We start from the raw sequence: 25,633 nt of genomic DNA, 5'->3' as shown, positions 1-25,633 counted from the left end.
GTTTAGAAATCATAACTGAATTTTAGTAAGTTGTAACGGTAATCTTATCAAGGTTACCGTTTTTTTGTTTTTAATCTCTATCTTCGATTTCTGGATTAAAAAGTATCAAATTTATATGAAAAAAATACCATTATATCTCAAAATTATTATCGGTCTGTTATTAGGTATTGTATGGGCTATTATTTCAAGTTATTTAGGATGGAGTAGCTTTACGAATACCTATATAGATCCTTTTGGAACTATTTTTATTAACCTATTAAAGCTCATCGCAGTTCCTTTGGTGCTGTTTTCTATTATTAGTGGTGTTGCAGGGATAGGGGACTCATCTAGTTTGGGTAGAATGGGAGGAAAAACATTATTTGCCTATTTGATTACGACTGTATTAGCTGTAGGGATAGGTCTTGCTATTGTTAATATTATTAAGCCAGGAGCTTTAATTGATAATGAGACCCGCATCGATAATCGTATTTCGTATGAATTATGGGCTAAAAAAAATAAAATAGAAATTATAGATGGTGTCAGTTTTATAAATGATCCAGCAAATAAAAGCAGGGTAGATCGTATCGATTCTAAAACTCAATCAACTGATGCTGATATAGCTGCTAAAATGAAGGATGCTGAGAAGATGAAAAATTCTGGACCATTGCAGCCTTTAGTGGATTTAGTTCCACCCAATTTATTTAAGGCACTAACAGACAATGGGTTAATGCTTCAGATCATTTTCTTTGCATTATTTTTTGGGGTTAGTTTATTGTTAATTCCAGCAGAAAAAGCTGCACCTGTAAAAAAGTTGGTGGACGGTATTATGGAGATTTTTCTTAAAATGGTAGATTTAGTGATGCAAGCTGCTCCATTTTTTGTTTTTGCATTGTTGGCTGGTGTGATTAGTAAAATGGCAGGAAATGATTTAGGAAAAGCAATGGATATTTTTAAAGGACTTTCTTGGTATACCCTTACTGTTTTTTTAGGGTTGGTTTTTATGATTTTTGTTGTCTATCCACTGATTATGAAAATTTTTGTAAAAGTGGTCCCGTATAAAGGTTTTTTTAAGGCTATAGGATTAGCACAAACTACGGCTTTTTCTACATCTAGCAGTGCAGCTACACTACCGGTCACTTTAGAATGTGTAGAAGACAACCTAGGCGTAGATAAAAAAATAACAAGTTTTGTACTACCAATTGGCGCCACGGTGAATATGGATGGCACTTGCCTGTATCAAGCAGTAGCAGTTGTTTTTTTAGCACAATTACATATGATTGACTTAACTTTTGGTCAACAACTTACTATTGTTGTAACTGCAACATTAGCATCCATAGGCTCTGCTGCTGTGCCTAGTGCAGGATTGGTAATGCTAATTATTGTTTTAGGATCAGTGGGACTTAATCCAGCCTGGATTGCTATTATTTTTCCTGTTGATCGTATTTTGGATATGTGCAGAACTGTTGTAAATGTTACAGGAGATGCAACTGTGTCTTCAGTAATAGCAAAAGGAGAAGGGATGATTCATTATGATCCTAATAAAAACCCTGATGATGCTTTTGATCCAGACAAGAACAATTAATTTAACCATTATTTAAACGCAACTAAAACCTAGATTTTTCATCTATTGATTAGAAATCAACTAACTAATAGATGCTATGAAATATTTTATAATGCTTATCGCTATGGCTATAATAGGCTGTAGCAATGATGATGACACTTCTGGTACACCATCAGGATTAGAAGGCGAATGGAATTTGGTTACCATATCCGGAGGATTCATAGGAGTAGAAGAAAATTTTGAACAAGGAGAAGTAGTTTGGGATTTTGACGAATCTTCTAATATGGTTACAATTACTACCAATATTGAAGATACGAGTATATATTCATTAAAAGAATCAGGAACCTATCCCTATTATATTTCAGCTCCTGCTGATGCTGAAGAGCTCTTTATTGACGATAGAAGTTTAGGCATTTTTACATTAGGATCTTCATTTTTTACCTTAGATGAATCGGCTATTGATGGTTTTAAACATCGTTTTGAACGTTAGATGAATTTCTTAATTATTTTTGGTACTATTTATTTTTTCTTTTATGAACTTATAACTGTAGTAACTATATTCACATAAATTACTGACCCAAAAGCGTATTAAGTAATTTTATAAACATTTCATTCATATACCTTCTGATGTTATATAGAACTAAGGTTTCCAGAAATAAGTAGGGTAGTAATAAAACAGATTAAATTAAATAGTAAGAAAAAGTTGTATAATTTAAAAAATTTAATCATCTGTTTATTAGGTTTTTATAAATTGCCTGTATTAAAATAGGGGGTAAACACCTATTTTAATTGTAGCTAATCCACCCTTACTTTGTATAAAGGATATCGATACTTTTGAAAAAAATGATTCACTCTTTATACACAAAATTATGAAACGTCTTTTTGTACCCTTAGCACTCATATCATTTTCTGTGGCTTGTCTTGGTTTTATACATATAGATAATATGCGTAAAATCAAAGAAGCACCTTATTCCAAACTCAAAAAAATGGATAAGCAAGAATTTACTGATTTGTTAAGTACCAGATAGGATTTACTTGATATAGTGATGAATACAGGTTTTTTAATCTTCATTTAATCTAAATATGTTAAATTTATTAATATTTTTAACAAAATATAAGGAAGAAAAAACTTCATTTTGATGCGAAAATATATCTAAAACATACGAATCCTAATTTTCTATGTGCGGATTCTAGAATTAAATACACTACACTATTTATATATATTACTTTTATACCGTAAACATGTTATGGCATCAATGCGATTCGTGTTTATCCTCAAAATAAAATATGATGAAAAAAATATTACTTCCTCTAATACTGATTTCTTTTGCTATTATCACATTAGGCTTTATACATATAGACAATGTGAATAAATTAGATCAACAATACAACGATCTTAGAGATAAACAACAAAAGAATAATACAATAGATACTGAGAATTCTAAAATGTTTGTGTCTGACATTAAATAAGATAGTAAGATCACATTTATATTTAGTCAATAAAGAGTGCTTTTAATTCTGGAGTAGGTACTACACAATGACTTTTTTTACCAAACCATTTATATCGATTTTTAGCAACAATATCATAAACCCAATCTCTGAAGAACTTTGGAAGAATTAAAAAAACAGAAAGTAAAGGATATAGACCGGATAAGTCTTTTGTAATGTTTAGAGCAGCAGTAGATTTATGATAATAAGCTTTATGAGGTAATACAAGAAAAATAGAATCCGATTTTTTTATATCAATTCTTCGCTCTTCTGCTATCCTTATTCCTGTTTCACTTTGTAATGAGACATATCTAAAAATATCATTTTTATCACGTTTAATAATAAAATTAATAGCACCATTACACAGGTTACACACTCCATCAAAAACTATAATTTTTTTGTCAGCAGGTATCATATAGCAAAGATAAGATGATTTTGCGATCCGATATATAAATTAAGAATCATTTAAGCATTACAGATGCGATCACTTCTTTTGTGGTTGTTTGTAAATTTTTTGGTAAAACATTATCTCTGGGTAAGACGGCCAGATATCGATCATTATTAGAATCAAAAACTTTTTTGTATATAGTTTTTTTTAGTTGTAAAATATCGCATATTTCCTCAATAAGATCCTGATGATAAATTAAATCAGTACTGCCTAGATGAAAAACACCTTTTTTATTTCGATTTATGATATAATGGATCTGTTGAGTCAATTTTTGAATTGATGTGACATTAAGTATTACATTAGGAAATACTTCTATAGGAGCCTCCAGACTATGTAATGTTTTAAGCTCCTGAACGCGTGGTGTACCAGACCCAAAAATCATAGGGACTCTAGCTATAACGTATTTATTAGTTGGTATGCGCATCAGTGCATTTTCTATTTTTATTTTAAAACGCCCATATACACTTTCACTAAAGGTTTTATCATATTCGTAAGAAGGATAGTTACTAAAGGTATCAAAAACATTAGCGCTAGAGATAAATATTAATTTACATCTATGTGATTGAACCCATTGTATAACTCGTTGATGCATATCAACCTGAGCGTTAAAATTGCCACGAACTGCAGAAATAATTAATGTAGGCTTAAGACTCTCTAATAAGATAGTGATATCCTCTAGCTCCATATCATATTGATAAAATTTCTGATTTTTGTCATAAAAATCATTGTCTGTATGATATGTACCATAGGTATCAAAATAGGAGTTAAGTTCTTTGTAGAAAGCATTTCCTATAAATCCACTAGCTCCTATAATTAATATTTTCTTCAATAGTTTTACCTTAAAAAAAAGAGTAAGTTTCAAAGATTACATAGACATTGGTGTAAACTTTTTATACTTAATAAAGTGAAAGTAAACCCGGAAATTTTTGAAATTTTGAAACCTAAGAGTTCTTTTATTATTGTTTGTCGATTTATCCTTTGAAGAAAGGTAACTTTACTACCGTAGCAGGAACTGCTTTCTTCCTTATCTGAATGTTAATTTTACTACCGGGAGTAGCTAATCTAGTAGGGACATATCCTAATCCTATACCAATACCCATAGACGGAGACATCGTACCCGATGTGACACTACCAATAGTGTCACCATTGTCATCAACAATAGCATAATCCTGTCTAGGGATACCTCGTTCATCTAATTGAAAACCAATAAGTTTTCGTTTTGCTCCCAGCTCTTTTTCTTTCGCTAAAGCGTCAGAGTTGATAAAGTCTTTTGAGAATTTAGTAATCCAGCCTAATCCTGCTTCTATAGGAGAGGTTTGATCGTTAATGTCGTTACCATAAAGGCAATACCCCATTTCTAAGCGTAGAGTATCTCGTGCAGCTAAGCCAATTGGTTTAATATCAAAATCAGCTCCGGCCTCTAATACTTTATCCCAGATCTGCTGTACTTCAGAATTTTGGCAGTAGATTTCAAAACCGCCACTACCAGTATATCCTGTAGCAGAAATAATAACATTTTTAATACCTGCAAAATCGCTAACCTCAAAAGTATAAAATTTCATAGTTTTTAAATTAACAGAAGTTAATTTTTGCATTGCTTCCGCTGCCTTAGGTCCTTGTATTGCTAATAATGAATAATTGTCAGAGAGATTACGCATTTCTGCACTCATCGTATTGTGGGTACTGATCCAATCCCAATCTTTTTGAATATTAGATGCATTAACTACTAATAAATATTTTTCATCTGATAATTTATAAACAATAAGATCATCTACAATTCCTCCTTTATCATTCGGTAAACAACTATATTGTGCTTTTCCATCTTCTAGCTTCGAAGCATCATTAGAAGTTAATTTTTGAATTAAATTTAATGCATTAGGCCCTGTGATTAAAAATTCACCCATATGGGATACGTCAAAAACGCCAACTCCCTTACGAACTGTTTCGTGTTCGATATTAATACCTTCATAAGACACGGGCATATTGTAGCCTGCAAAAGGTACTATTTTAGCCCCCAATGCTTTATGAGTCTCAGTTAATGAAGTATTTTTCATGTGTATCCAATTTAATAACTAATAAGGGTCGAAAATAGAAAACTTTAAGAAGCTAAACAATCGTTTTAACTCATAAATTATTTGTTCAGATATACCGTTGAATTAAATTCAATTGTTAATAGATTTCTAAAAACGGTCTAAAAAAAATGCCCAACATCTATTTTGGATAGAAGCTAGGCATCACAATATGATAGATTATTTTTTTTCTAATTATTACTTAAGAGACTTTTGGATCCTCCATTAGAATTAATGTTTTTTAATGCATTATATTTAGCAACAAGTCTTTTAAGGTCTTCTTCTTTTCTGGGACGAATTTTTTCAATTTTCATATAATCCTTTAATTCATCTTGCAGATCACTAAAAGTGGCCACTAAGTTTTTCTTATCAGTAGGAAGTTCTTTGATAATACCTCTTTCTTCTAAATAGTATGTAGTAATTAATCGTATTCTGCCAGGTTCTTTTTCGCCATTAGTAACTACACTTGTACTTGTTGGAGCATGAATAATATCTAGCGTGTACTTTTTATAGATACTATAATTATCACTGAGCTCTACTAACACATAATATCCGTCTTTCTTCTGATGACGTTGATTTTTGAAGTTACAGTAATAGTAGTACTCTTCATTAATTCTAGCGTGAATAGTAGTTGTTTTTAAAATTTTATATAGCTCATCTCCCTTATCAAATTCTAAAGCATCAGTATGGATATTATACCTTAATTTAGCATCAAATGTTCCCGATTTCTCATCAATTACATTCGCGCTCTTAAAGGTTTGATTTTTATAGATTGATCCACTAAATTCATCAAAGTTATCAATATTATCTACAGGCTCAATTAGTGAGGTAGGGATTTGGGCAAATAAGGAGCAACTTGTAAATAAAAATATAAAGTGTAGTTTTTTAACCATATCATTTGTTTTAATTATAATTATATTCCTAAATGTACAGAAATATTCATTATAATTTAGTTAAATGTCTTTTTTTGAGTAAGTTTTTGCGAATTTCGTATTAATAAGAATTGTTTTACTAAGTAAAAAGACCTTTATTTCAATTTTTGTTAAATAATTCATAATTAAATTATGGTAAAACAGTAGTAAAAAAACGTTTCCAACTTGTTTTTGGAGGCTAAAATACTGAAAATTAGTTAAGAATGTGCTTAGTTATCAGGGGTTGTCCAATTATAATTGCACTAAACATTGTATAAACTTTTAATTTTTTAACAAAAATATGATGTTATATCTTTTATCGGAATCATTGCATATTTGTACCTTGTTGATTAATCTTTTTAGATGCTCGGTTACAACATTTATCTGAAATTCTGAAATTAAAAATTGTTGTTTTATTTTAATATGTACCAACCCATTATAAGACACATTCGTCAATACGTTCACCCTTCTGAAGGTGAAATACATTTATTTGTGTCAAAGCTTTCCAAAATAAGTTTAGCAAGAAAAAAATTTCTTTTACAACCGGGTGCTCATATTAAACATGAATATTTTGTGATTAAAGGTTGTTTAAAGGCTTATTATCTGGATGCTAAGGGAAACCGACACATCATACAGTTTGCTATCGAGAATTGGTGGGTAGGTGATTTTGATGCTTTTTATAATGATGTTCCCTCAAAATTACATATTGAGTCTATTGAGAGTTCTACTTTATTCTCTATAAGTTATGATGATCTTCAGGAGCTTTTTATTACAGCACCAATTTTTGAACGTTATTTTAGAATTTTAGTAACCAGTGCTTTTATAGCACAACGAAAACGGATTTTATCATCTCTAGAAAAAGATACAAAACAACGATATTTAGAATTTTGTAAAACATATCCTAATATAGAAGATCGAGTTCCTAATTATGATATCGCAAATTATCTTGGTGTTTCTGCAGAAAGTATAAGTAGAATTAGACGCAAAATGAAGAGTAATCCTGTTTATTGATGTAGGTCAATAGAATTCATGTAATGTTCTTATAGTTTTACAAAAAATTAAAAAATAAATTCATGAAAAAGATTGGACTAAAGGCTACATTGATAGCAAAAAAAGAGACTGCTGATGAAGTTGCCAGCTTTATTAAAGAGGCGGTAGTTTTAGCAAAGCAAGAAGAAAAAACGTTAACTTGGTATAGCTTTAGGGTAGACGAAGTTACCTTTGGAATTTTTGACACTTTTGAAACTGAGGATGGTAGAGAAGCACACTTAAATGGTGAGATAGCAAAAGCATTAATGAAACATGCAGATCGCTTATTAGCTGAGCCACCAAGTATCGAAAAAATAGAAATTCTTTCTGCAAAATAAAAACTTTCAAGTACTATCGGGTAAACTATATAACTACAAAACTTACATAAGTTATTAATAATTTAGAAGGAGTGGGAATTCCTTCTAAATGATCTTTTTTATGAATTATATAGTTCTTAACCACGTTACTTTTGATATTACATACAATTTTATTTTCCTTAATATTTAAAAAATAACAATTCAATTTTAAATTGATTAAACAATAAACAAATGAATATTACATTAAAACAAGCACAAAACGTAATCGAAAAAGCTGTAGCAAAAGCAGTAGCTATAGAAACAAAAATGAATATTTCTGTTGTAGATTCCGGAGCTAACCCTGTAGCTTTTGTCCGTATGGATGGAGCATGGCTAGGTAGTGCAGATATAGCATTGAAAAAAGCAAAAACTGCACGTTTTTTTGATATGCCTACAGGTGAGATAGGTAAATTGTCTCAACCAGGAAATCCATTATTTAATATAGAACATTCTAATGAAGGTCTTATTTCTTTTCCAGGAGGTATTCCTATCAAAGACAATACAGGTACAATCATTGGAGCGATTGGAGTAAGTGGAAGTTCTGTAGAGAATGATCATATTGTTGCAGAGGCGGGACTGGAAGCTATTTCTTAATATTAGTAATCTAAGTAAATTTTCATAGTAAATCAATACATTAATGAAAGAACAACCTGTATTAAAATCATATAAAAGTGATAATCTAAATCTCAAAAACAGAGTCGTGATGGCACCTATGACAAGAAATAGGGCTGATAATGAAGATCATAAACCAGTCGATGAGTTGCAAGGGGTTTATTATCAACAACGTGCTTCTGCTGGATTAATTATTACTGAAGGATCACAAATATCCAAACGAGCCGTAGGATATATTAACACACCAGGAATCTATTCTAAAGTCCAGGTAGAAGGATGGAAAAAAGTTACAAAACGAGTACACGAAGCCGGTGGCAAAATTTTTATACAATTATGGCACGTAGGAAGAATGTCTCATCCTGAATTTCATGAAGGTGAACTACCATTAGCACCATCCGCTATAAATCCTAATGCTCAAGCTTATACTTCTGATGGTTTCAAAGATACGGTGACTCCAAAAGAAATGACAAGTTCTGATATTGAAGAAACTATTCTTGATTTTCAGAACGCTGCTAAAAATGCTGTTGAAGCTGGATTTGATGGTGTAGAGATTCATTCTTCTAATGGATATTTATTTCATCAATTTTTTAATGGAACCTCTAATATTAGAAACGATGTATACGGTGGGAGTATAGAAAATAGAGCACGCTTCTTTTTTGAAGTTTTAGAAGCCGTAAAGCAAGTAATTCCAGAGCAAAAAATAGGAGTACGCTTCAATCCATCGTTACATGGCATATTTGGAATGACCATGGATGAAGAAACGATCCCAACTTTTGAATACATCATAAAAAAGCTTAACGCATATGATCTCGCATATGTACATTTATCAGAACCTTTTAATGATGTGTCAAAAATACCTTTTGCAGTTACTGAGATTGCAAAACATTTCAGACCTATTTATCAGGGAACTTTAATGATCAATGCAGGTTTTACGCAAGAAACTGCAAATAAGGTAATTGCAGAAGGAGATGCAGATTTAGTTGCTTTTGGTAAACCTTATATATCTAATCCAGATCTTGTCGAACGTTTTAAAGATAATTTGGACTTAACGGATTGGGATGAAAATACTTTTTATACACCAGGTAAGAAAGGATATACCGATTATAAAAAAGTATCGAATAAATAAAAATATATAATCATAAAATTATGACAACTATAAAAGCATATGGTGCTACAGAAGCTAGTGCTGATTTGAAACCGCTGGATATTGAACGAAGAACTGTAGGACAAAAAGATATTAAAATAGATATTACATATTGTGGTGTATGTCACAGTGATATACACACCGTAAGAAATGATTGGGGTGGTTCTCAATATCCTGTAGTGCCAGGACATGAGATTATTGGTCTTGTTACAGAATTGGGTACAGAGGTTAGTAATTTTAATGTTGGGGATTTAGTTGGCGTAGGTTGTTTAGTTGATTCTTGTCATAACTGTTCTGCTTGTGATCAGGATTTAGAACAATTTTGTGAAAAAGGAGCAACTTTTACTTATAACAGTCCTGATAAACATATAAAAGGTAAACAAACCTACGGCGGGTACGCCACCTCTGTTGTAGTAGATGAGCAATTCGTATTAAAAGTACCAGAAAATATTGATCATGCAGCTGCTGCACCACTTCTTTGTGCAGGAATTACGACCTGGTCTCCATTAAGACATTGGAATGTAAAAAAAGGGGATAAGGTAGGTATTGTAGGTCTTGGAGGTTTAGGACATATGGGGGTGAAATTTGCGCACGCGCTTGGCGCTCATGTGGTTATGATTACCACGTCTTCAGATAAAGGGAAAGATGCGAAAGCACTAGGAGCAGATGAAGTTTTATTATCCAAAAATCAGGAAGAAATGAATTCTCATCAAGGCACTTTTGATTTCATTCTAAATACAATTCCTGTGGGTCATGAGATGGACCCGTATATTGCATTACTGAAATTAGATGCTACTATGGTATTAGTAGGAGCAGTCGAACCATTAAAACCTTTTCACGGAGGAGGAATTATTATGGGACGTAAGCGTATTGCTGGTTCTTTGATCGGAGGTATTAAAGAAACACAGGAAATGCTTGATTTCTGTGGAGAACACGATATTGTCTCTGATATAGAACTAATCAATATGCAAGATATCAATAACGCTTACGATCGAATTACTAAATCAGATGTAAAATATCGTTTTGTCATTGATATGAAATCATTAAAGAATTAAGGTTCTTATATGCTTATTTTAGTATGAGGCTGAGTTTTTTATTAAAACTCAGCCTATACTTTTATATCGTATAGCTTTTACAAATACTATTCTAATTTTACCATTTTAGTTTCACTTTTTAATGTGATATTATATCCTTCATCTATTTCAATCACTTCGAATTTTTCTGATTCTAAGGTTAATATTTCAAAAATAGTACGCTTTGTGGATACATCGTTATTTTTTCCATAGGGAAATATAATTCGATGTCCGTCTAATTTCCAGCTTCTTTGTATAACCTTGTTAGATTTTCTTCTTCGGAACGAATCATCGTTTAGATCATCCATAATTTGACAGGTTCCATCTTCATTAAAAATATACCAAGTTACTTTTGGATCCACATCAAAAGCGGTATTCGCTAATTTTTTAGCAGATTCAGAAAGGTCAGGATTTACTTCTAAATATCTGGGTTTTGTATAATAAACACCCCATTTTCCTGAACAAATCAGTTGCATCTTTTCTTTTTCCCTGGCAATTTCTTCTTCATCTTCTTCCTTTTGTTTCTGTTCTAGTGCCAGCTTTTCATTTTTAACCTTTTCTTGATGCTGTTTTTCTAAACTATTAATTTCTTCTTTATGCATCTTTTGGGCTTCTGTCAAAATACTGGAGTAGCTTCTTTCATGAAGAGATTGTCCTTCTAGTTTTAAATCTGATAAATGATTTATAAATAATTTGAAATCATTTTTATTGATTTCATTTTTAATAGAAAACACATCATTTCTCTCTGTTTCCTGATTGTAGATCTTATCTAGAGGAGAGGAACATGCACTAATTATAAGTGTACAAAGGATCAATAAAAATAATACTTACTTGTCATGGATTATTTGATTTTTTAACAAATGTAATATTTTGCCTCTTATTAATACTGCTAAAAACATTTTCTAAAATAGTGATCACCTGTCTTATTTCAGTTTCGTTTAATGAAGAGAAACCCATTCTAATCGCACGATCATTCATAATTCCTGTATGATATCTACGTGGGTTATGAAGGTATAAATTATGATCTAAGGCAACATTTCGGCCTTGATCCCAATCGTATTTTTTATCTAATGTAACCCAGATAGCCATACCTCCATTAGGTATTTCAAAATCGAAATATTCACCTAATCTTTCTTTTAACAGATAACAGAATAGATCTCTTCTTTGTTTGTAAATTTTTAATGTTTTTTTACTATGTCTCTGCAAGTTTCCTTCTTTGATCATATAAGACATAGTGATCTCCATGAGATGATCGCCTTGTTTATCAATTGCTTTTCTACTTTCTGCTGCTTCTGTTATGAAATCTTTAGATGCTATGAGATATCCTATTCTGAGTCCCGGGGCTAAAATTTTACTGATCGATCCAATATAAACTACACTTCCATTAATATCAATACTTGCTAAAGGCATTATAGGAGCGTTATTATAATTAAAGTCATAATCATAGTCATCTTCTATAATAGCGAATTTATATTTCTTTGCTAATGCTAATAAATGAACTCTTCTCTCTGCAGAAAGTGTTACGGTTGTAGGGTAGTGGTGATGAGAAGTAACGTATACTATAGCAATCTTTTTATGCTTGCATAGATCTGCTATTTCTTCTATTATCAAACCATTATTATCTACACTAACATTGTTTATACGACCGTTAGCTTCAATAAATGTATCATTTGCTGTTCTGTAATTAGAATTACCAACAACAATTTCTTTTTTCTCTCCTATAATTAATTTACTTGCTAAATAAAGCCCCATCTGACTTCCGCGAGTGATAAGAATTTGATCAATATCAATAGAAAGTCCTCTCGTTTCATTAAGATACTTAACTAATGATTTCCTTAGTTCCAGATTGCCATATGCAGATCCATATCCAAAATGTTTAATATGTTGTTTTCGTTTAACGACACTTCTGTATAAAGTAGCTATCTCATCAATAGGTATGAGTCTATTATCTGGTATGCCATCTCCCACAAATAACATGTCTTCTTTTATAGGAAAAGAAAGTCTATGCTTATATTTATTTTTCGTAAAAGAAAACCCAGCTGTTCCTTTACCAGACATTTTAGAATTCTCAGGGATTGGGATTTCTATTTTTTTAAGTATTGGTAACTGACTATTAACAAAGGTTCCTTTATATGGTATTATTTGTATCCACCCTTGAAATTTTAATTCATCATAGGTGGCAATAATTGTTTTTCTATGGACCTCTAATATTTCGGCTAAAATTCTACTTCCAGGTAATTTAGTATTTGGCATCAAAGCTCCTCTAAGAATTAACTGAATGATTTGATTAGAAATTTGAACATATACGGGAGTACTCGTGTTTTTAGAAAATTCAATACTACTTTTAAATGGAAACACGTCTGGACTATTTAAAGATTTAAAACTGGATCATTATAAGGATCCAATTTACAAATATATTTGTAATTCTAACAATCTAAAAAATGAGTTTACAAAAGCGAATATATCGAGAGATACAAGACAAAACTATTTTTACTAATGCTCAACAATATGCTTTTGAATATATGGATACTGTATTTGATAGAAATATATATCCCACAAAAAAAGCACTCCAGAGTTTGTCTAATTTTGAAGAACAATTACCCGCAGATTCTACAGAAGCCAAAGCAGTCTTAACTTTTTTAAATACATATGGTGCTCCAGCGACATTACCAACCACAGGTGGTAGGTATTTCGGGTTTGTTTCTGGCGGTGCTTTGCCAATAGGAATAGCAGCCAAAAGTTTAGCAACGTTCTGGGATCAGGCACCGGCGATGCATGTGTTATCTCCAATAGGATCCCAATTAGAGGCTGTAGTAGAAAATTGGTTACAAGAACTTTTTTGTTTACCTACATCAACAGTAGCTGGTTTTGTTAGCGGAACATCTACTGCAAACTTGTGTGGTTTATCCGCTGCAAGATTTAGAATATTAGAAAAGCTGGATTGGAATGTTAATAAAAAAGGATTATTTAATGCACCAAAAATACGAATAGTAACTGGTCGGCATGCTCATGCTACCATCCTTAAAGCAATAGGTATTTTAGGATTTGGTATAGAAAATATAGAATGGGTGGATGTAGATGATCAGGGAAGAATTATTGCAGATTCAATACCAATATTAGACGATAAAACGATTCTTATTTTGCAAGCAGGAAATGTTAACAGTGGTGCATTTGATGATTTTGAAAATATATGTGCTAAAGCAAGAGAGGCTAATGCATGGGTTCATATAGATGGAGCTTTTGGATTGTGGGCAGGAGCTGTTGCTAAACTAAAACATCTTACTAAAGGAATGGAACAAGCATCCTCCTGGGCTGTTGATGGACATAAAACATTAAATACACCTTATGATTGTGGTATTGTATTGTGTACTGATAAAGAAGCACTTAAGTCTTCATTACACATGTCAGGTAGTTATATTGTAGAAAGTAAAGAAAGAGATGGAATGTTTTATACTCCAGAAATGTCCAGAAGAGCTAGAATTATTGAATTATGGGCTGTTATGAAATACTTAGGTAGAGAAGGGATCGATGAAATGATCTATACTATGCACCTTAGGGCACAACAATTCTCTTCTGAAATCCAACGAATTAAAGGATTTAAAGTGCTAAATGAAGTTGTGTTTAATCAAGTTATTGTACAATGTGAATCTGATAAAACCACTACTGAAGTGCTATCTAAAATTCAGGAATTAAGAGAATGTTGGGTTGGTGGATCGACTTGGTTTGAGAAAAAAATAATCCGTGTTAGTGTATGTTCGTGGGCGACAACGGAGGATGATATTACCCGATCCACCATATCTTTTAAGAAAGCATTAGCACAAGTTAAATTATCTTTTAAAAATAATAAGAATTGATGAAAATAATAAAAAGTACACTTGCCGATATTGAAAGTATAGTCCAATTATATGATATGGCGATTGCTTTTCAAAATCAGAAGAAGGGGACTCCATGGCCAAAAAATTCCAAAGAATTGATTGAAACAGAAATACGAGAAGAAAGACAATATAAGTTGATCATAAATAATGAAATTGCTTGTATCTGGGTGTATACGTTTAATGATCCTGAGATTTGGGGCATTAAAAATCAAGATTCTTCGATATACATACATAGAATAGCTGCACATCCAAAATATAGAGGACAAGACTTGATTAGTAACGTTTTTGAATGGACTAAAATATATGCACTTAAAAATAATTTAAACTATATACGATTGGATATTGCTGGTGTCAATTTAGGGCTCATTAATTTATATAAAAAGAATGGATTTACTTATTTAGGTACAACAATTATAGAGGATCCTAAAAACTTACCTACCCATTATCATAATATAGAAGTTTGTCTTCTCGAAATGTGTCTGAATGTTGATTAATTGTTTTATTAAAATAGAAAAAAGCTAAAGTATTCATTAATAGAAATATCGTATTCTCTATACTTTCGTACTAGTAATCTCTCCATCATATCCCGCCATAAATACTTTTTTTCTTAATACAATAATATCCTGTATAAAGTTTTGTGCTTTGAATAGAAGTTTGGTTTTAGATAAACCATTATCTGTAACTATTACTTGATTGTCTTCTCCACAAGTAATAATCTTATTTTTTGTAAGCTTAATTGAGCGTATAATATTAGTATGAAGTTTTGTTTTACTAATTTTATTAGTCTGTAGACAAAGCTGAATAAGCACTCCACCCTTTGAGCCAATAAAAATAGTATCTTTTTTTTCTACATTTAGACAAAATAATGGTGTATCGTGTTGATAAATACATTTTGTAATTCCTGATAACAAATTGGTCAAATGTAGGGAGCCGTCTTCACTGCAAGTAATAATACGATAATCATTTGTTATAGATAGACCCCATATCCAATGTTGATGAATTTTAATTTTTTTTATCATAGTCAAATCGGTATTTAATAAATATAATGTTCCACTCGTTCCAACGGCAATAATTTTATTATTTTTATATACCTTTAAATTAATAATCATTTCTGGCATTGAAACTTCAGATAACACCGTACCGGATATATTCCATTTTTTAATAGTAAAATCTCTGGAGCATGAAACAAAATGAGTAGTATCAAAATGAACCATTTTAAGTACTGACTTAGTATGTACCTGAATAGTCTTTTGTAATTCTAAGTCTGCGTTCCACAGTTTAATTTTTGTATCTCTGCCACAGCTTAAAAAACTGTTTTCATTCAATCTCAATAAATTCCATATATAACCATCGTGATGTTTTTTATTACTGATACGTTTGACAATAATATCAGATCTTAAGATATACTTGTCACCTTTAGTTACAATGGCACCTTTATGCCATATTTTATGATCAAAAATGACAAGTTTACCCTTGGCAGGAATTATGCTTTTAATGACTTCCTTATCTTCACCTGATTTGTAAAAATCAGTCATACCTCCTTCAAAACATTCGGTACCATTGAGGTATAGTAAAAATGTAAATTTAGATTCAGAATTAGCATCTGGATAATAAATTCCGTCTTGATGTTTAGAAAATAATTGATCTTTTTGATATTTGCAGAATCTAATCCGTTCGTTTATTTTTATAGGATTAATATCAGTTTCCTTTTGCAGAATATTTAAAGTTGTAAGCTTATTAAATAATAAAGAAGAGATCTCTTTAGTATCCTCTACAAGACGTTCGTTATTTCTATAATATTCTGGATAATGACTAATAGCAGTTTCAAATTTGTTTTTTCTGGGTGCTATCAATGCATTTATTTCTTCATTGGTCAAAAAGTCTTCTATTTCAATAATAGATAGGCCATTAATTTTAGTATGAGTATACATAACAAAAAGGATTTAATTTCTGGAGATCAAAGTTCTTATGAAAAAAAACCTTCTACATTGATGTATGGTAAGATTTACTTTTTAAATGATGTTTTTCTAATTCTACTTAGGGATTCGGGAGTTATTCCTAGATAAGAAGCGATATAATGATGTGGGATTAAGTTAAAAAGATTAGGGTATTGATTCATAAAAATAAAATACCTGTCGGATGCACTTTGATATTGTAATGATTCGATTCTCTCCATCGCTAATACATAATTAAATTCAGCCAGTAAACGACCAAAAGTATTTAAAGATGTACTTATACGATAAAAATGCTGCCAATCGGAATATGGAATAGATATGAGTTGTCCGGGCAATATACATTCAATAATTTCAGTACTGGGTTGCTGTTTTAAAAGGCTAATAAATGAAGCAACTAGAGGATTTCTGGTGGTATAATTGAAATAACTGGTAATTTCTTTTCCATTTTTTAATTGATATACTCTGTAAATTCCTGAGACAACAAATTTTAAAGAAGTACAGAATTGTTCTTGTTTAATAATTGTATCTCCTTTATTATAATCCTCCAATGAAATTTGTGATGAGATTAATAGAATTTCTTCTTCAGAAAGTACTACCCAATTAGCAATAAAATTGATTAGTTGTCGATGTTCTTTTGGTATATTCATTAGTGATACTATTCCGATTATTATAGTAAATTTACAAACTTTATAAGATTCAACAGTTTGCTTTTTATATTGATATTGTATCTAATACCATAGGATATGGACTTTTGGTAAATTTTATAAAATTTAGAGGGAGATTCTCAAAGATGTTATGATATGATAGAATAAATATAACATTTAATAAAATAAGCATATTGTAATCAAAACAACATACAAAACATACAAATTATTAATTATGTTTATTTATATACAATGATGATTTAATAATTAGAAATAACAAAATATCAGTAATCTATTTTGTTATTTAGATTCTTTAAAATTAATGGCGAAGTGAGTTCATTAGTGCTATGAATAAAATTAAAATTGTTAATCTTACGCCTTATAAAATCTCATATTTGTAAGAAAAATGAAGGAAGAAAAGATTTGGAAAAGTTGGAACGAAAATATCAGTCATTCTTATAAAGAGTTACACGAAGTAACTACTGAAAAAGAGTTGCAAGATATTGTAGGATCTGCTCATAAAATTAAAGCTTTTGGGAATAAACAATCCTCTGCTGATATTAGTGCAGGAGTTGATACTTTAATTGACATTCGTTCTTATAACAGCCTTATAGATGTTGATATAGCTCATAAGCAAATAACTGTGCAATCTGGTATGCGCCTTAGTACTTTGTTAGAGGAAGTTGAAAAAAGGGGGTGGTGTATACCTTGTTTACCCGATATTAATACAATAACAATTGGTGGTGCACTGGCAACAGGTACTCATGGAACCAGTGGATATATTCTGGCAAATTATGTAAAGGCTTGTCGTTTAGTATTGGCAAATGGTTCTATAAGAATAGTTAGAGAAGGAGAGGAGCTTATGGATGCTTTACGGGTTTCTTTAGGGGTTTTAGGCATTTTTTCTGAAGTTACATTTCAATGTGAGGATATATATACATTACACGTTAAAGAAGAACCGCAAAAAGATGAGAAGTGGTTACCTGAAATTAAAAAGAATCTGGAACAACATGATTTTTTACGTATTTTATGGTTACCTCATACAGGTAATGGGTATGTAATCAAAGGAGATAAGATACATCCAGATACTGAAATCAAAGAAAAACAAGGTCCTTCATATCTTAAACACAGAAGAAGTGTTTCTAAATTATTATACAAATATTCTCATCGTTTTCCTTGGAGTACCGCTATTGCTAATAAAATTTTATACCGCTTATTTTTTAGCGCGAAGAAAGAACATAAAGGATCCTTATATCAGGCTACTGTAACAAAATCAAGAGGATCTACTCTAGAACTAGCTGAATGGACAGTAGCGTTAGATAAATTCCCTCAGGTTTTTGCAGAATTAAAAAAAGAACTTAATAATTGGAATAATGATGCCTTTGTACATATACCTATGGATGTTCGATTTATATCCAAAGATAATTCCTGGCTTAGCTATGCCTATAAACAAGACACGGTAACTATGGGGTGTGTTTCTCGTAATGCCGCTACTGCTGATACTTATCAAGCTTTTAAAAGTATTGAGAGAGTTTTTCTTAAGTATGGAGGAAGACCTCACTGGGGAAAACGATTTGAAGCTAAGGATCAGGAATTAAACAAGTTATATCCTAAATGGGACGAGTTTAAATCAATAAGAAAGCAATTAGATCCTACAAATAAATTTTTGAATGCCTATAAAACCGAACTTTTTAATATAACTACCTATGCTAAAGAAACCGAAAGCGTTATTATTTGATTTTGATGGAGTTGTGGTTGATAGCTTCGAAGTACATTATAATGCATGGTCCTCAGCTTTTAAAACATTGTTCGGAACCAAAATTCCTGAATTTCCACACGATACATACGCAGGTAAATCCCCATTATTAATTGCCGAATTCTTTTCTGATACCATTGGTAGAAAATCACAAGCTAAAGAATTATACGCATTAAAGGATAAACATCTTAAAGAAAGCTTATTATCTCCAAAATTATTACCTGGAGTACACGAGATACAAGAGTTTGCAGCACAATTTGATATACCTCATGGTATCGCTAGTAATGCAACCAGACAATTTCTTAAGAAAAGTATAACCCAGTTATCCCTAAATTTTAAAGTATTTTATGGTTTTGAAGATTATACCTATCCTAAACCACATCCCGAGGCATATATCACTTTAGCAAAACATATTGGTGTCCCACAGAAAGATTTTAAACAATGTTGGGTGTTTGAAGATAGTCTGGTAGGGCTCTCAGCAGCCAAAGAAGCAGGAATGCTACCAGTAGGAATTAAAACACAATACAATGATATACAACTTAGAGATGCGGGTGCATTACTTATATATCCAACATTAAAAGAAGCATACCAAGAATTAAGAATACTTTTTAAGACTTAATAAAATAAATAGTACAATTCATAAGCATTTATATGTATATTATAAATTATTTTAAAATAACTCAAATAATTTACTATAAATCAAAATAATGGCATCATCTTTGCCTAGAATATTATATAATAATTTTAATTACATTACAATGAATAAAGGAACAGTAAAATTCTTCAATGACGCTAAAGGTTTTGGTTTTATCACTGAAGAAGGTGCTAACAAAGATCACTTTGTACACATTTCTGGATTAGTAGACGAAATTCGTGAAGGCGATGAAGTTGAATTTGATCTACAAGAAGGTAACAAAGGACTAAATGCAGTGAACGTAAAAGTTATTTAATACATATACTTTTTAAAATTGTAAAAGGCTCATCATTTTGATGAGCCTTTTTTATTAAATCGAATGTGTTGTTAATTCGCTATGTATCTAGTTAAAATCTTCTCTTAAATAAAACATTAATTTTGCTTTATCAGTAAAACTTTTAATAGTAATAATTTCGTCATTGAGCTTGTTATAAATTACTTCAACAAAAAGAAAATTGAAGAAAAAGACACTATATCTGAAATCTCGATTGGCATCATTTATAGTAAAAAGATGAACTCCATGATTCCAAACATCATTATATTTTAAAGTGAGATCCTTAGCATTAAATTGCTTTTCAAGAGTAGTTTGCTGCATTGGTAGATTTATTTAAAAATGTTAGGGGCTTTCAATATAGCTAAAAATTGCAAATAAACAAGTTAAAAAACACTTATATTTGTTAAATTTAAAATTTAAGTAATCTTTTTCTTACATTTTTAAAGAATCTAAGTCAGTTTTCTAATTTTTTGTTGTGAATGTATAAACTTCATTAAAGATTTTCTAACCTTTTAAACTATAAAATCGTAAAAATCCTATTTTTGTGTTTTACTAAAAAGATCGTTTATTTAAGTGGCTACAATTTCTCAAAACATATTCCTGACTAAAAAAGAAAAGTTAAAATGTTTTTCCTGTGGAAAAAGTATAGCTCCAGGAAAATCTTTTGTTGCAAAAAGTGAAAATCATAAAGGTACTTGTTTTAATTGTTCGCCTTTTGAGGGGTATGTGATGTTACCATCTGGTGACGCCGCTATGACACGCAGATCAAAAAAATATTCTACACTATGTGGTGTAGTTTTGGCTTGGAATCAACGAAGAAAAAGGTACGAGCGCAGAGGACAACTAGTAGAAGAAGAGGCTATAAAAAAAGCAAGATTAGAATGTATCGCTGATCAGGCAAATCGCGATGTAAAAAATAAAAAAGCAGCTATAGTTAGGGATAAAAAAGATCGTGAGTATATTATTGCTTTTGCAAATGCCATACGGTTTCGTTACAGCAATTGTCCTAAAGACAGAGAATATGAAATAGCAAAGCATGCTTGTCAAAAATATAGCGGTAGAGTAGGGAGAACAGCAGATGCAAAAAAAATTGATACTAAAATGATTGATCTGGCGGTAGAAGCACATATCAGGCATGCAGAAACTACTTATGACCATCAATTTGGTAAAGGAAAACTTAAAAAAGAAATAAGAGCTGATATTAGATCTGATATTGATTACATTCTAAATACTTGGAGATAATTATATGTTTTGTAGTAGTAACCATCAATAAAAATGCTGTGGCAAAAAAAGGAAGAGAAAAAAATACACTAAATAAAGAAAAACATACAAAATTAATGAATCGCAAAAAGAATAAGTTAAAGAAAGAAAAAGCCCTTCGTGCTAGTCGGCTAAAAGCGATTATAACTAAAGCAAATGATCAAAAAGAAAAAGAATAATGAGTAACTGTTACTGTGGTCGTGAATCATCGTATACAGCTTGTTGTAAGATCATCCATTTAAACATACAAGAAGCAATAACAGCCGAAGACCTGATGCGTTCTCGCTATTCAGCTTTTGTTTTAGGCAAAGGCGATTATTTAATGAAAAGTCATCATAGTACAACACGTCCGTTAAAAGAGAAAGATGAAATAGTTGCGTGGGCAAAGTCTGTAAAATGGATCAGATTAGAGATCTTACATACTACAAAAGGTACTAATACAGATATAGAAGGAACTGTAGAATTTTCTGCTTTTTTTTATGAAAACGGAGAAGTACGTGTGATTCATGAAAAATCAAAATTTGTTAGAGAACATGATTGTTGGGTATACCTAGGTTCCTAAAAGTTATAGTAGCTTACAATCCTTTTGGTATATGAATAATTTTAAATCTCTGTTTTATTAAAAAAACTGATTCACACTTAATTTTGAAGATATCATCACAGTGATGATATTTATTTTTTTACACAACAACCTGTTAAAAACTTGTTTTCTTTTTTTAAGTAAAAAACTGGTTATTTGTAATCGGAAAAAATAAAGTCATTGGAAAATCAAATAGTAAAAAAGGCAAAAGTATATTCACGTACTAATTTTTTTAATAAAACATATTGCGTATTCAAAGGAGTCCCGTTAAGAGCTATATCCAGAAGAAAACCTCATTATAGAAGTGAATCAGGGAGTACATATTATTATACAACAAAAGGCGTATTCAGATTATCTAATCATTGGGGGAGAGCTGCAAAATGTAATTGGCGGTTAGCCTCAGAGATTCCTGTAGAAATTGACGATTTACGACTAGGATATGCAGATTGGGTGGATTTTAGAGAAAATCTTGGGGAGGACATTGATGCATATTATATCCGTGTAGATTTTGAAACCAAAAATGTTAGTTACGTTCATCGTGAGAATCCAGAATATGATAATATTGCTGTATTAAGAACAGTCGATGCAACCAGAAAATTAATAAAACAAATCAAAAACCTTCTTGATACTCATAAATGGGCAAAATATTATGAATATGATGATCTGGAAACATTCAGAAAAGAGGTGATTTTAAAACTTATCAATACTAATATGACATTAAATGAATTAAGAAGAGAATTAGCTTCTCAACAATACTAAACCATTATTCTGGCATGGGAACATAAGTATGATCTCCAGGGATGTCAGGGAATTTTTTGTTTCGCCATTGGTCTTTTGCATTTTTTATTTTATCCTGACTGGAAGACACAAAATTCCAATAAATATGTCGCTCTTCAGGGAATGGTGTTCCTCCAAATAATAAAAGATGCGTATTGGGTTCTAAAATAATAGAACAGCTATCATTCACTTTAGAAACTAACATATTTCCTTTAGTGATTGTTTGATTACAAGCTTGTATCTCTCCACTAACAATACATATCCCTATTTCTCCTTTTAATTCGCCTTTAATATGTAACTCGTACCGTTCTTTATTTTTTACTTCGACCATAAAAAGTTCTGAGTGTACAGGTAATGGAGAGGTTCTGCCATATCCTTTACCGGCAATTAACCTAAATTCTGCTTCCTCATCTTTCCAATGAGGAACTTCATTTTTTTCAATATGATAGAATTCTGGATCCATATCTTCCAGATGTTGAGGCAAAGCTACCCATATTTGATATCCATGTGCAATAAATTCTGAACCGTTTCTTAAGTCATCAGGTGTTCTTTCAGTATGAGTCACTCCCTTTCCTGCAACCATCCAATTAACAGAACCTGGGGATATCCTTTGATGTGTACCTGTACTATCTGTATGCATAATTTCACCTTCCAGCATATATGTGAGGGTAGATAAGCCTATATGAGGATGTTGATCAACATCCATGTAATTTCCTTTTTTGATCAGCGCAGGTCCCATATGGTCAATAAAAATAAAAGGACCAACCATTCTTTTTTTTCTAAACGGAATTAATCTTCCTACTAAAAAGTTGCCAATATCACGACTTCTTTCTTCAATAATTAATCCGGTATTCGACATAGTAAAGTATATATGGAAATTAAAGACTCTTGTTTTATGTTTTATGTAAACCTATTAAAAAAAGTTACTGTAGATTATGAATTAACTTTTTGAAGTGAGGATAATAAATGCGTCCCCATAAAGGATTTTTTTGGAAACTAAATAATTCATTAGTTTCAGAATTATAAACTACAGGGATCGTAAAACCAGCCCATTTTTTTCCAGATTTTAATTGTAAGCAATACTCTTTTGATGAAGCATCAATTTTACTTGAAATAAGAATTGAAATTACTCCAAGACCAGACTGCAATCCCCTTGGCCATCCATTATAATGTTTGCTAGCATATGCAAAAGATGCTGTAAGATGTTGTTCAATGATACCAGTAGTTATTTCTTCATCTCCAAAATCAGTGACAACGATAAAAGTGTTTAGTTGTGTAGCCATCCAACTCCATTTAAACTTTTTTTCATAGCCAATAACAGCATGTTTTCCCATTATTTCTGCTTCCGAATGAAAAATGGAATTATTGGTCAATTTAGCCTTTATAGTTTCGATATTCATGTTATCCGCTTTAATTTATAGTTTGAAGTTGTATTTTTTTAAGTATTGCTACCCACAATATAATAACAATTGTTATTATGCACGATTTTCTAGGTAGAAATTTAATTTTACTTAACTATAACAATTATTTTATTATCTTTTCGCAATGAATAGCTACTAACCAATCTACCTATGGAAATTTTCTCATCGTACAATGTGATCATTGGTATTTCGCTTACCATTATTTTATCCTTTATTTTTAATGGAATAGCAAAAAAAACAAATATTCCAGCTGTATTGATGCTCATCGTCTTAGGAATCGTATTTCAATATGGCATCAAAGCTTTTGGAGGTGCAGAGGTTGATTTTTTTCCGATGCTAGAGGTTTTAGGTATTGTTGGTTTGATTATGATTGTATTAGAAGCTGCTTTAGAGCTAGAACTCAAACGTGAAAAATTAATTCCTATATTAAAGTCGTTTGCCATTGCTTTGATTGGGCTCGTAGCATCGGCTTATGTTGCTGCAATTATTTTAAAAGCATTAATTGACGGTATGACGATGCAATCTGCATTACTATATGCAACACCACTATCTATTTTATCAAGTGCTATTATTATTCCCAGTGTCGCAGGACTATCAGATTATAAAAAAGAATTCCATATCTATGAGAGTACGTTTTCTGATATTCTGGGAATCATGATGTTTTATTTTCTTACGGGTAGATTAAATCCAGCAGAGGATGGTGGGATAACGGGTTTTACTTTGAATTTGATTTTAACTATTGTAATTTCTTTAATTGCCAGTTACGGAATCATTCTTATTTTTCAAAAAATTAAAAGTCCCGTAAAACTGTTTCTGCTAATTGCTGTTTTATTATTACTGTATGGATTAGGAAAAAAAATGCATTTATCCTCATTAATTATCATTCTTATTTTTGGATTGGTCATCGCTAATATGAAGTTATTTTTTCAGTGGAAACTGGAACGTCTGTTGGATCTTGAGAAAGCAAAAACTATATATCACGAGTTACATGTGATTACAGCAGAAACCGCATTTGTAGTACGAACGTTATTTTTTGTTATTTTCGGAATTACCATTGTACTAAGTTCTTTGTTAAGTTTTAAAGTTGCTTTAATTAGTATTTTGATTATTATTTCTATTTATGTAATACGATTTGGTCTTTTAAGACTTTTTTTGGGAAAAGATATTTCACCACAAGTATTCATTGCTCCAAGAGGATTGATTACAGTTCTTTTATTTTATGCGATACCAGCAGAAGCTATAATCCCCGGTTTTGAACCTGGCATTTTACTATTCGTGATTATAGGTACGAGTTTAATTATGACAGGAGGAATGATCAGAGATAAAAAAGGACAAGATGACGAGCTGACATCTGCACAGGTAGAAGCGGCAGCAACAGCAGAGGTCGCCCATATTATGGGTGCTACTACTGATCTAAGTACTATAGAAAACTCTCTGAATGAGGATGGAGAGATATATGAATAATATAAAAAATTCTCTAAAACACCTCTTTGATGAAAAGAATACTCATCAGGATCTACATTATAAGTAGTCCATTAGAAAATACATTTTATTAGTATTGATAGTCATAATTATGTATTTACTCTTTTGAAATCAAAAAATCATTAATATAACTGCTAAATTATTATGAAATAATCATTAATTCTTGCAGTTTTTAAAATATTTTTAACCAAATTTAATAGGCTTTTAAGTAGCTTTAAACTTTCATTAATGCAGACAACAGCTTT

General features: G+C 31.2%; 30 protein-coding genes. 19 read left to right on the top strand and 11 right to left on the bottom strand.

The genetic code is table 11. From position 1 onward, the window contains the following. Nucleotides 1-115: 115 nt before the first annotated feature. From ABD816_RS13310 to ABD816_RS13295, 4 genes are all read left to right on the top strand, one after another. Complete coding sequence (locus tag ABD816_RS13310) at nt 116-1,561, top strand: dicarboxylate/amino acid:cation symporter (protein WP_344928101.1); 1,446 nt, start codon at nt 116-118, stop codon at nt 1,559-1,561. Between the two features lie 76 nt (nt 1,562-1,637). Further along, nucleotides 1,638-2,030 (top strand): hypothetical protein, encoded by a 393-nt coding sequence (locus ABD816_RS13305; protein ID WP_344928099.1) that lies wholly within the window; start codon nt 1,638-1,640, stop codon nt 2,028-2,030. Nucleotides 2,031-2,409: 379 nt separating this feature from the next. Then, nucleotides 2,410-2,568 carry a hypothetical protein gene (locus ABD816_RS13300; protein WP_344928097.1) on the top strand — a complete coding sequence of 53 codons (159 nt, stop codon included), beginning with the start codon at nt 2,410-2,412 and terminating at the stop codon, nt 2,566-2,568. A 262-nt stretch (nt 2,569-2,830) separates the two neighbouring features. Then, nucleotides 2,831-3,010 (top strand): hypothetical protein, encoded by a 180-nt coding sequence (locus ABD816_RS13295; protein WP_344928095.1) that lies wholly within the window; start codon nt 2,831-2,833, stop codon nt 3,008-3,010. A gap of 22 nt (nt 3,011-3,032) precedes the next feature. Here ABD816_RS13295 and ABD816_RS13290 read toward each other — a convergent pair whose 3' ends face one another. The 4 genes from ABD816_RS13290 to ABD816_RS13275 form a co-directional block, all read right to left on the bottom strand. Further along, nucleotides 3,033-3,443: a thiol-disulfide oxidoreductase DCC family protein gene (locus ABD816_RS13290; protein WP_344928094.1), complete on the bottom strand. Its 411-nt coding sequence runs from the start codon at nt 3,441-3,443 to the stop codon at nt 3,033-3,035. Between the two features lie 46 nt (nt 3,444-3,489). Then, nucleotides 3,490-4,305 carry a sugar nucleotide-binding protein gene (locus ABD816_RS13285; RefSeq protein WP_344928092.1) on the bottom strand — a complete coding sequence of 272 codons (816 nt, stop codon included), beginning with the start codon at nt 4,303-4,305 and terminating at the stop codon, nt 3,490-3,492. 142 nt (nt 4,306-4,447) lie between these two features. Beyond that, entirely contained in the window at nt 4,448-5,530 is a 1,083-nt protein-coding gene (gene gcvT / locus ABD816_RS13280; RefSeq protein WP_344928089.1) for a glycine cleavage system aminomethyltransferase GcvT, read from the bottom strand. A gap of 206 nt (nt 5,531-5,736) precedes the next feature. Beyond that, nucleotides 5,737-6,438, bottom strand: a complete 702-nt coding sequence (locus ABD816_RS13275; protein WP_344928087.1) for a hypothetical protein — start codon at nt 6,436-6,438, stop codon at nt 5,737-5,739. A 510-nt stretch (nt 6,439-6,948) separates the two neighbouring features. Here ABD816_RS13275 and ABD816_RS13270 point away from each other — a divergent pair. From ABD816_RS13270 to ABD816_RS13250, 5 genes are all read left to right on the top strand, one after another. After that, the gene (locus tag ABD816_RS13270; protein WP_344928085.1) at nt 6,949-7,467 is read left to right on the top strand and encodes a Crp/Fnr family transcriptional regulator; all 519 of its coding nucleotides are present in this window, start codon (nt 6,949-6,951) and stop codon (nt 7,465-7,467) included. A 62-nt stretch (nt 7,468-7,529) separates the two neighbouring features. Continuing rightward, the gene (locus ABD816_RS13265; RefSeq protein WP_344928082.1) at nt 7,530-7,823 is read left to right on the top strand and encodes a putative quinol monooxygenase; all 294 of its coding nucleotides are present in this window, start codon (nt 7,530-7,532) and stop codon (nt 7,821-7,823) included. A 210-nt stretch (nt 7,824-8,033) separates the two neighbouring features. Continuing rightward, nucleotides 8,034-8,435 (top strand): GlcG/HbpS family heme-binding protein, encoded by a 402-nt coding sequence (locus tag ABD816_RS13260; protein WP_344928080.1) that lies wholly within the window; start codon nt 8,034-8,036, stop codon nt 8,433-8,435. Between the two features lie 43 nt (nt 8,436-8,478). Beyond that, nucleotides 8,479-9,579 (top strand): alkene reductase, encoded by a 1,101-nt coding sequence (locus ABD816_RS13255; RefSeq protein ID WP_344928078.1) that lies wholly within the window; start codon nt 8,479-8,481, stop codon nt 9,577-9,579. Nucleotides 9,580-9,599: 20 nt separating this feature from the next. After that, on the top strand, nt 9,600-10,652 hold the full coding sequence (locus ABD816_RS13250) for an NAD(P)-dependent alcohol dehydrogenase (protein ID WP_344928076.1): 1,053 nt from the start codon (nt 9,600-9,602) through the stop codon (nt 10,650-10,652). An 86-nt stretch (nt 10,653-10,738) separates the two neighbouring features. Here ABD816_RS13250 and ABD816_RS13245 read toward each other — a convergent pair whose 3' ends face one another. Continuing rightward, the gene (locus ABD816_RS13245; protein ID WP_344928074.1) at nt 10,739-11,485 is read right to left on the bottom strand and encodes a hypothetical protein; all 747 of its coding nucleotides are present in this window, start codon (nt 11,483-11,485) and stop codon (nt 10,739-10,741) included. A 19-nt stretch (nt 11,486-11,504) separates the two neighbouring features. Then, entirely contained in the window at nt 11,505-13,028 is a 1,524-nt protein-coding gene (locus ABD816_RS13240; RefSeq protein ID WP_344928072.1) for an aminotransferase-like domain-containing protein, read from the bottom strand. 83 nt (nt 13,029-13,111) lie between these two features. On the opposite strand from ABD816_RS13240, the gene ABD816_RS13235 reads away from it, so the two are divergent. Beyond that, nucleotides 13,112-14,524, top strand: coding sequence for a pyridoxal phosphate-dependent decarboxylase family protein (locus ABD816_RS13235; RefSeq protein WP_344928070.1), 1,413 nt, complete (start codon nt 13,112-13,114; stop codon nt 14,522-14,524). After that, entirely contained in the window at nt 14,524-15,039 is a 516-nt protein-coding gene (locus ABD816_RS13230) for a GNAT family N-acetyltransferase (RefSeq protein WP_344928068.1), read from the top strand. Before ABD816_RS13235 ends, ABD816_RS13230 begins: the two co-directional genes overlap by 1 nt. A 57-nt stretch (nt 15,040-15,096) precedes the next feature. Here the strand turns inward: ABD816_RS13230 and ABD816_RS13225 are convergent, their stop codons facing one another. Further along, nucleotides 15,097-16,476: a 2OG-Fe(II) oxygenase gene (locus ABD816_RS13225; protein WP_344928066.1), complete on the bottom strand. Its 1,380-nt coding sequence runs from the start codon at nt 16,474-16,476 to the stop codon at nt 15,097-15,099. 74 nt (nt 16,477-16,550) lie between these two features. Then, a complete protein-coding gene (locus ABD816_RS13220; RefSeq protein WP_344928065.1) occupies nt 16,551-17,147 on the bottom strand; it encodes a Crp/Fnr family transcriptional regulator in 597 nt (198 codons plus the stop codon). A 403-nt stretch (nt 17,148-17,550) separates the two neighbouring features. Between ABD816_RS13220 and ABD816_RS13215 the strand changes: the two genes are divergently transcribed. The 3 genes from ABD816_RS13215 to ABD816_RS13205 all read left to right on the top strand — a co-directional run bounded on the left by ABD816_RS13215 (nt 17,551) and on the right by ABD816_RS13205 (nt 19,850). Beyond that, on the top strand, nt 17,551-18,882 hold the full coding sequence (locus tag ABD816_RS13215; RefSeq protein WP_344928064.1) for a D-arabinono-1,4-lactone oxidase: 1,332 nt from the start codon (nt 17,551-17,553) through the stop codon (nt 18,880-18,882). Beyond that, the gene (locus ABD816_RS13210) at nt 18,851-19,519 is read left to right on the top strand and encodes an HAD family hydrolase (protein WP_344928062.1); all 669 of its coding nucleotides are present in this window, start codon (nt 18,851-18,853) and stop codon (nt 19,517-19,519) included. Before ABD816_RS13215 ends, ABD816_RS13210 begins: the two co-directional genes overlap by 32 nt. Nucleotides 19,520-19,658: 139 nt before the next feature. After that, nucleotides 19,659-19,850 carry a cold-shock protein gene (locus ABD816_RS13205; protein WP_027412874.1) on the top strand — a complete coding sequence of 64 codons (192 nt, stop codon included), beginning with the start codon at nt 19,659-19,661 and terminating at the stop codon, nt 19,848-19,850. Nucleotides 19,851-19,937: 87 nt separating this feature from the next. Here ABD816_RS13205 and ABD816_RS13200 read toward each other — a convergent pair whose 3' ends face one another. After that, nucleotides 19,938-20,189: a hypothetical protein gene (locus ABD816_RS13200; RefSeq protein WP_344928061.1), complete on the bottom strand. Its 252-nt coding sequence runs from the start codon at nt 20,187-20,189 to the stop codon at nt 19,938-19,940. Between the two features lie 252 nt (nt 20,190-20,441). Between ABD816_RS13200 and ABD816_RS13195 the strand changes: the two genes are divergently transcribed. The 4 genes from ABD816_RS13195 to ABD816_RS13180 all read left to right on the top strand — a co-directional run bounded on the left by ABD816_RS13195 (nt 20,442) and on the right by ABD816_RS13180 (nt 22,467). After that, nucleotides 20,442-21,110 carry a DUF2293 domain-containing protein gene (locus ABD816_RS13195; protein ID WP_344928059.1) on the top strand — a complete coding sequence of 223 codons (669 nt, stop codon included), beginning with the start codon at nt 20,442-20,444 and terminating at the stop codon, nt 21,108-21,110. A 38-nt stretch (nt 21,111-21,148) separates the two neighbouring features. After that, the gene (locus ABD816_RS13190; RefSeq protein ID WP_344928058.1) at nt 21,149-21,307 is read left to right on the top strand and encodes a hypothetical protein; all 159 of its coding nucleotides are present in this window, start codon (nt 21,149-21,151) and stop codon (nt 21,305-21,307) included. Further along, nucleotides 21,307-21,690 (top strand): YchJ family protein, encoded by a 384-nt coding sequence (locus ABD816_RS13185; protein WP_344928057.1) that lies wholly within the window; start codon nt 21,307-21,309, stop codon nt 21,688-21,690. Before ABD816_RS13190 ends, ABD816_RS13185 begins: the two co-directional genes overlap by 1 nt. 198 nt (nt 21,691-21,888) lie before the next feature. Continuing rightward, nucleotides 21,889-22,467 (top strand): hypothetical protein, encoded by a 579-nt coding sequence (locus tag ABD816_RS13180; RefSeq protein WP_344928055.1) that lies wholly within the window; start codon nt 21,889-21,891, stop codon nt 22,465-22,467. A gap of 4 nt (nt 22,468-22,471) precedes the next feature. Here ABD816_RS13180 and ABD816_RS13175 read toward each other — a convergent pair whose 3' ends face one another. Further along, nucleotides 22,472-23,344 carry a pirin family protein gene (locus ABD816_RS13175; RefSeq protein WP_344928053.1) on the bottom strand — a complete coding sequence of 291 codons (873 nt, stop codon included), beginning with the start codon at nt 23,342-23,344 and terminating at the stop codon, nt 22,472-22,474. Between the two features lie 64 nt (nt 23,345-23,408). Next, nucleotides 23,409-23,885, bottom strand: a complete 477-nt coding sequence (locus tag ABD816_RS13170; RefSeq protein ID WP_344928052.1) for a hypothetical protein — start codon at nt 23,883-23,885, stop codon at nt 23,409-23,411. Between the two features lie 171 nt (nt 23,886-24,056). On the opposite strand from ABD816_RS13170, the gene ABD816_RS13165 reads away from it, so the two are divergent. Continuing rightward, complete coding sequence (locus tag ABD816_RS13165; protein ID WP_344928050.1) at nt 24,057-25,370, top strand: cation:proton antiporter domain-containing protein; 1,314 nt, start codon at nt 24,057-24,059, stop codon at nt 25,368-25,370. The last annotated feature ends 263 nt before the right edge of the window (nt 25,371-25,633 follow it).

The sequence above is a fragment of the Aquimarina addita genome, assembly GCF_039539305.1.
Lineage (GTDB): Bacteria > Bacteroidota > Bacteroidia > Flavobacteriales > Flavobacteriaceae > Aquimarina > Aquimarina addita.
Note: the sequence above shows the minus strand (reverse complement) of the source record. Positions and strands in the feature narration are given on the sequence as shown.

Bases quoted from the DNA above. Each gene is read 5' to 3' on its own strand.
- ABD816_RS13290 (WP_344928094.1), bottom strand. From the start codon at position 3,443: ATGATACCTGCTGACAAAAAAATTATAGTTTTTGATGGAGTGTGTAAC.
- ABD816_RS13215 (WP_344928064.1), top strand. From the start codon at position 17,551: ATGAAGGAAGAAAAGATTTGGAAAAGTTGGAACGAAAATATCAGTCAT.
- ABD816_RS13185 (WP_344928057.1), top strand. From the start codon at position 21,307: ATGAGTAACTGTTACTGTGGTCGTGAATCATCGTATACAGCTTGTTGT.
- gcvT (WP_344928089.1), bottom strand. From the start codon at position 5,530: ATGAAAAATACTTCATTAACTGAGACTCATAAAGCATTGGGGGCTAAA.
- ABD816_RS13175 (WP_344928053.1), bottom strand. From the start codon at position 23,344: ATGTCGAATACCGGATTAATTATTGAAGAAAGAAGTCGTGATATTGGC.
- ABD816_RS13165 (WP_344928050.1), top strand. From the start codon at position 24,057: ATGGAAATTTTCTCATCGTACAATGTGATCATTGGTATTTCGCTTACC.
- ABD816_RS13310 (WP_344928101.1), top strand. From the start codon at position 116: ATGAAAAAAATACCATTATATCTCAAAATTATTATCGGTCTGTTATTA.
- ABD816_RS13295 (WP_344928095.1), top strand. From the start codon at position 2,831: ATGAAAAAAATATTACTTCCTCTAATACTGATTTCTTTTGCTATTATC.
- ABD816_RS13235 (WP_344928070.1), top strand. From the start codon at position 13,112: ATGAGTTTACAAAAGCGAATATATCGAGAGATACAAGACAAAACTATT.
- ABD816_RS13250 (WP_344928076.1), top strand. From the start codon at position 9,600: ATGACAACTATAAAAGCATATGGTGCTACAGAAGCTAGTGCTGATTTG.
- ABD816_RS13205 (WP_027412874.1), top strand. From the start codon at position 19,659: ATGAATAAAGGAACAGTAAAATTCTTCAATGACGCTAAAGGTTTTGGT.
- ABD816_RS13225 (WP_344928066.1), bottom strand. From the start codon at position 16,476: ATGTATACTCATACTAAAATTAATGGCCTATCTATTATTGAAATAGAA.
- ABD816_RS13230 (WP_344928068.1), top strand. From the start codon at position 14,524: ATGAAAATAATAAAAAGTACACTTGCCGATATTGAAAGTATAGTCCAA.
- ABD816_RS13300 (WP_344928097.1), top strand. From the start codon at position 2,410: ATGAAACGTCTTTTTGTACCCTTAGCACTCATATCATTTTCTGTGGCT.
- ABD816_RS13275 (WP_344928087.1), bottom strand. From the start codon at position 6,438: ATGGTTAAAAAACTACACTTTATATTTTTATTTACAAGTTGCTCCTTA.
- ABD816_RS13260 (WP_344928080.1), top strand. From the start codon at position 8,034: ATGAATATTACATTAAAACAAGCACAAAACGTAATCGAAAAAGCTGTA.
- ABD816_RS13170 (WP_344928052.1), bottom strand. From the start codon at position 23,885: ATGAATATCGAAACTATAAAGGCTAAATTGACCAATAATTCCATTTTT.
- ABD816_RS13200 (WP_344928061.1), bottom strand. From the start codon at position 20,189: ATGCAGCAAACTACTCTTGAAAAGCAATTTAATGCTAAGGATCTCACT.
- ABD816_RS13265 (WP_344928082.1), top strand. From the start codon at position 7,530: ATGAAAAAGATTGGACTAAAGGCTACATTGATAGCAAAAAAAGAGACT.
- ABD816_RS13210 (WP_344928062.1), top strand. From the start codon at position 18,851: ATGCTAAAGAAACCGAAAGCGTTATTATTTGATTTTGATGGAGTTGTG.
- ABD816_RS13305 (WP_344928099.1), top strand. From the start codon at position 1,638: ATGAAATATTTTATAATGCTTATCGCTATGGCTATAATAGGCTGTAGC.
- ABD816_RS13220 (WP_344928065.1), bottom strand. From the start codon at position 17,147: ATGAATATACCAAAAGAACATCGACAACTAATCAATTTTATTGCTAAT.
- ABD816_RS13255 (WP_344928078.1), top strand. From the start codon at position 8,479: ATGAAAGAACAACCTGTATTAAAATCATATAAAAGTGATAATCTAAAT.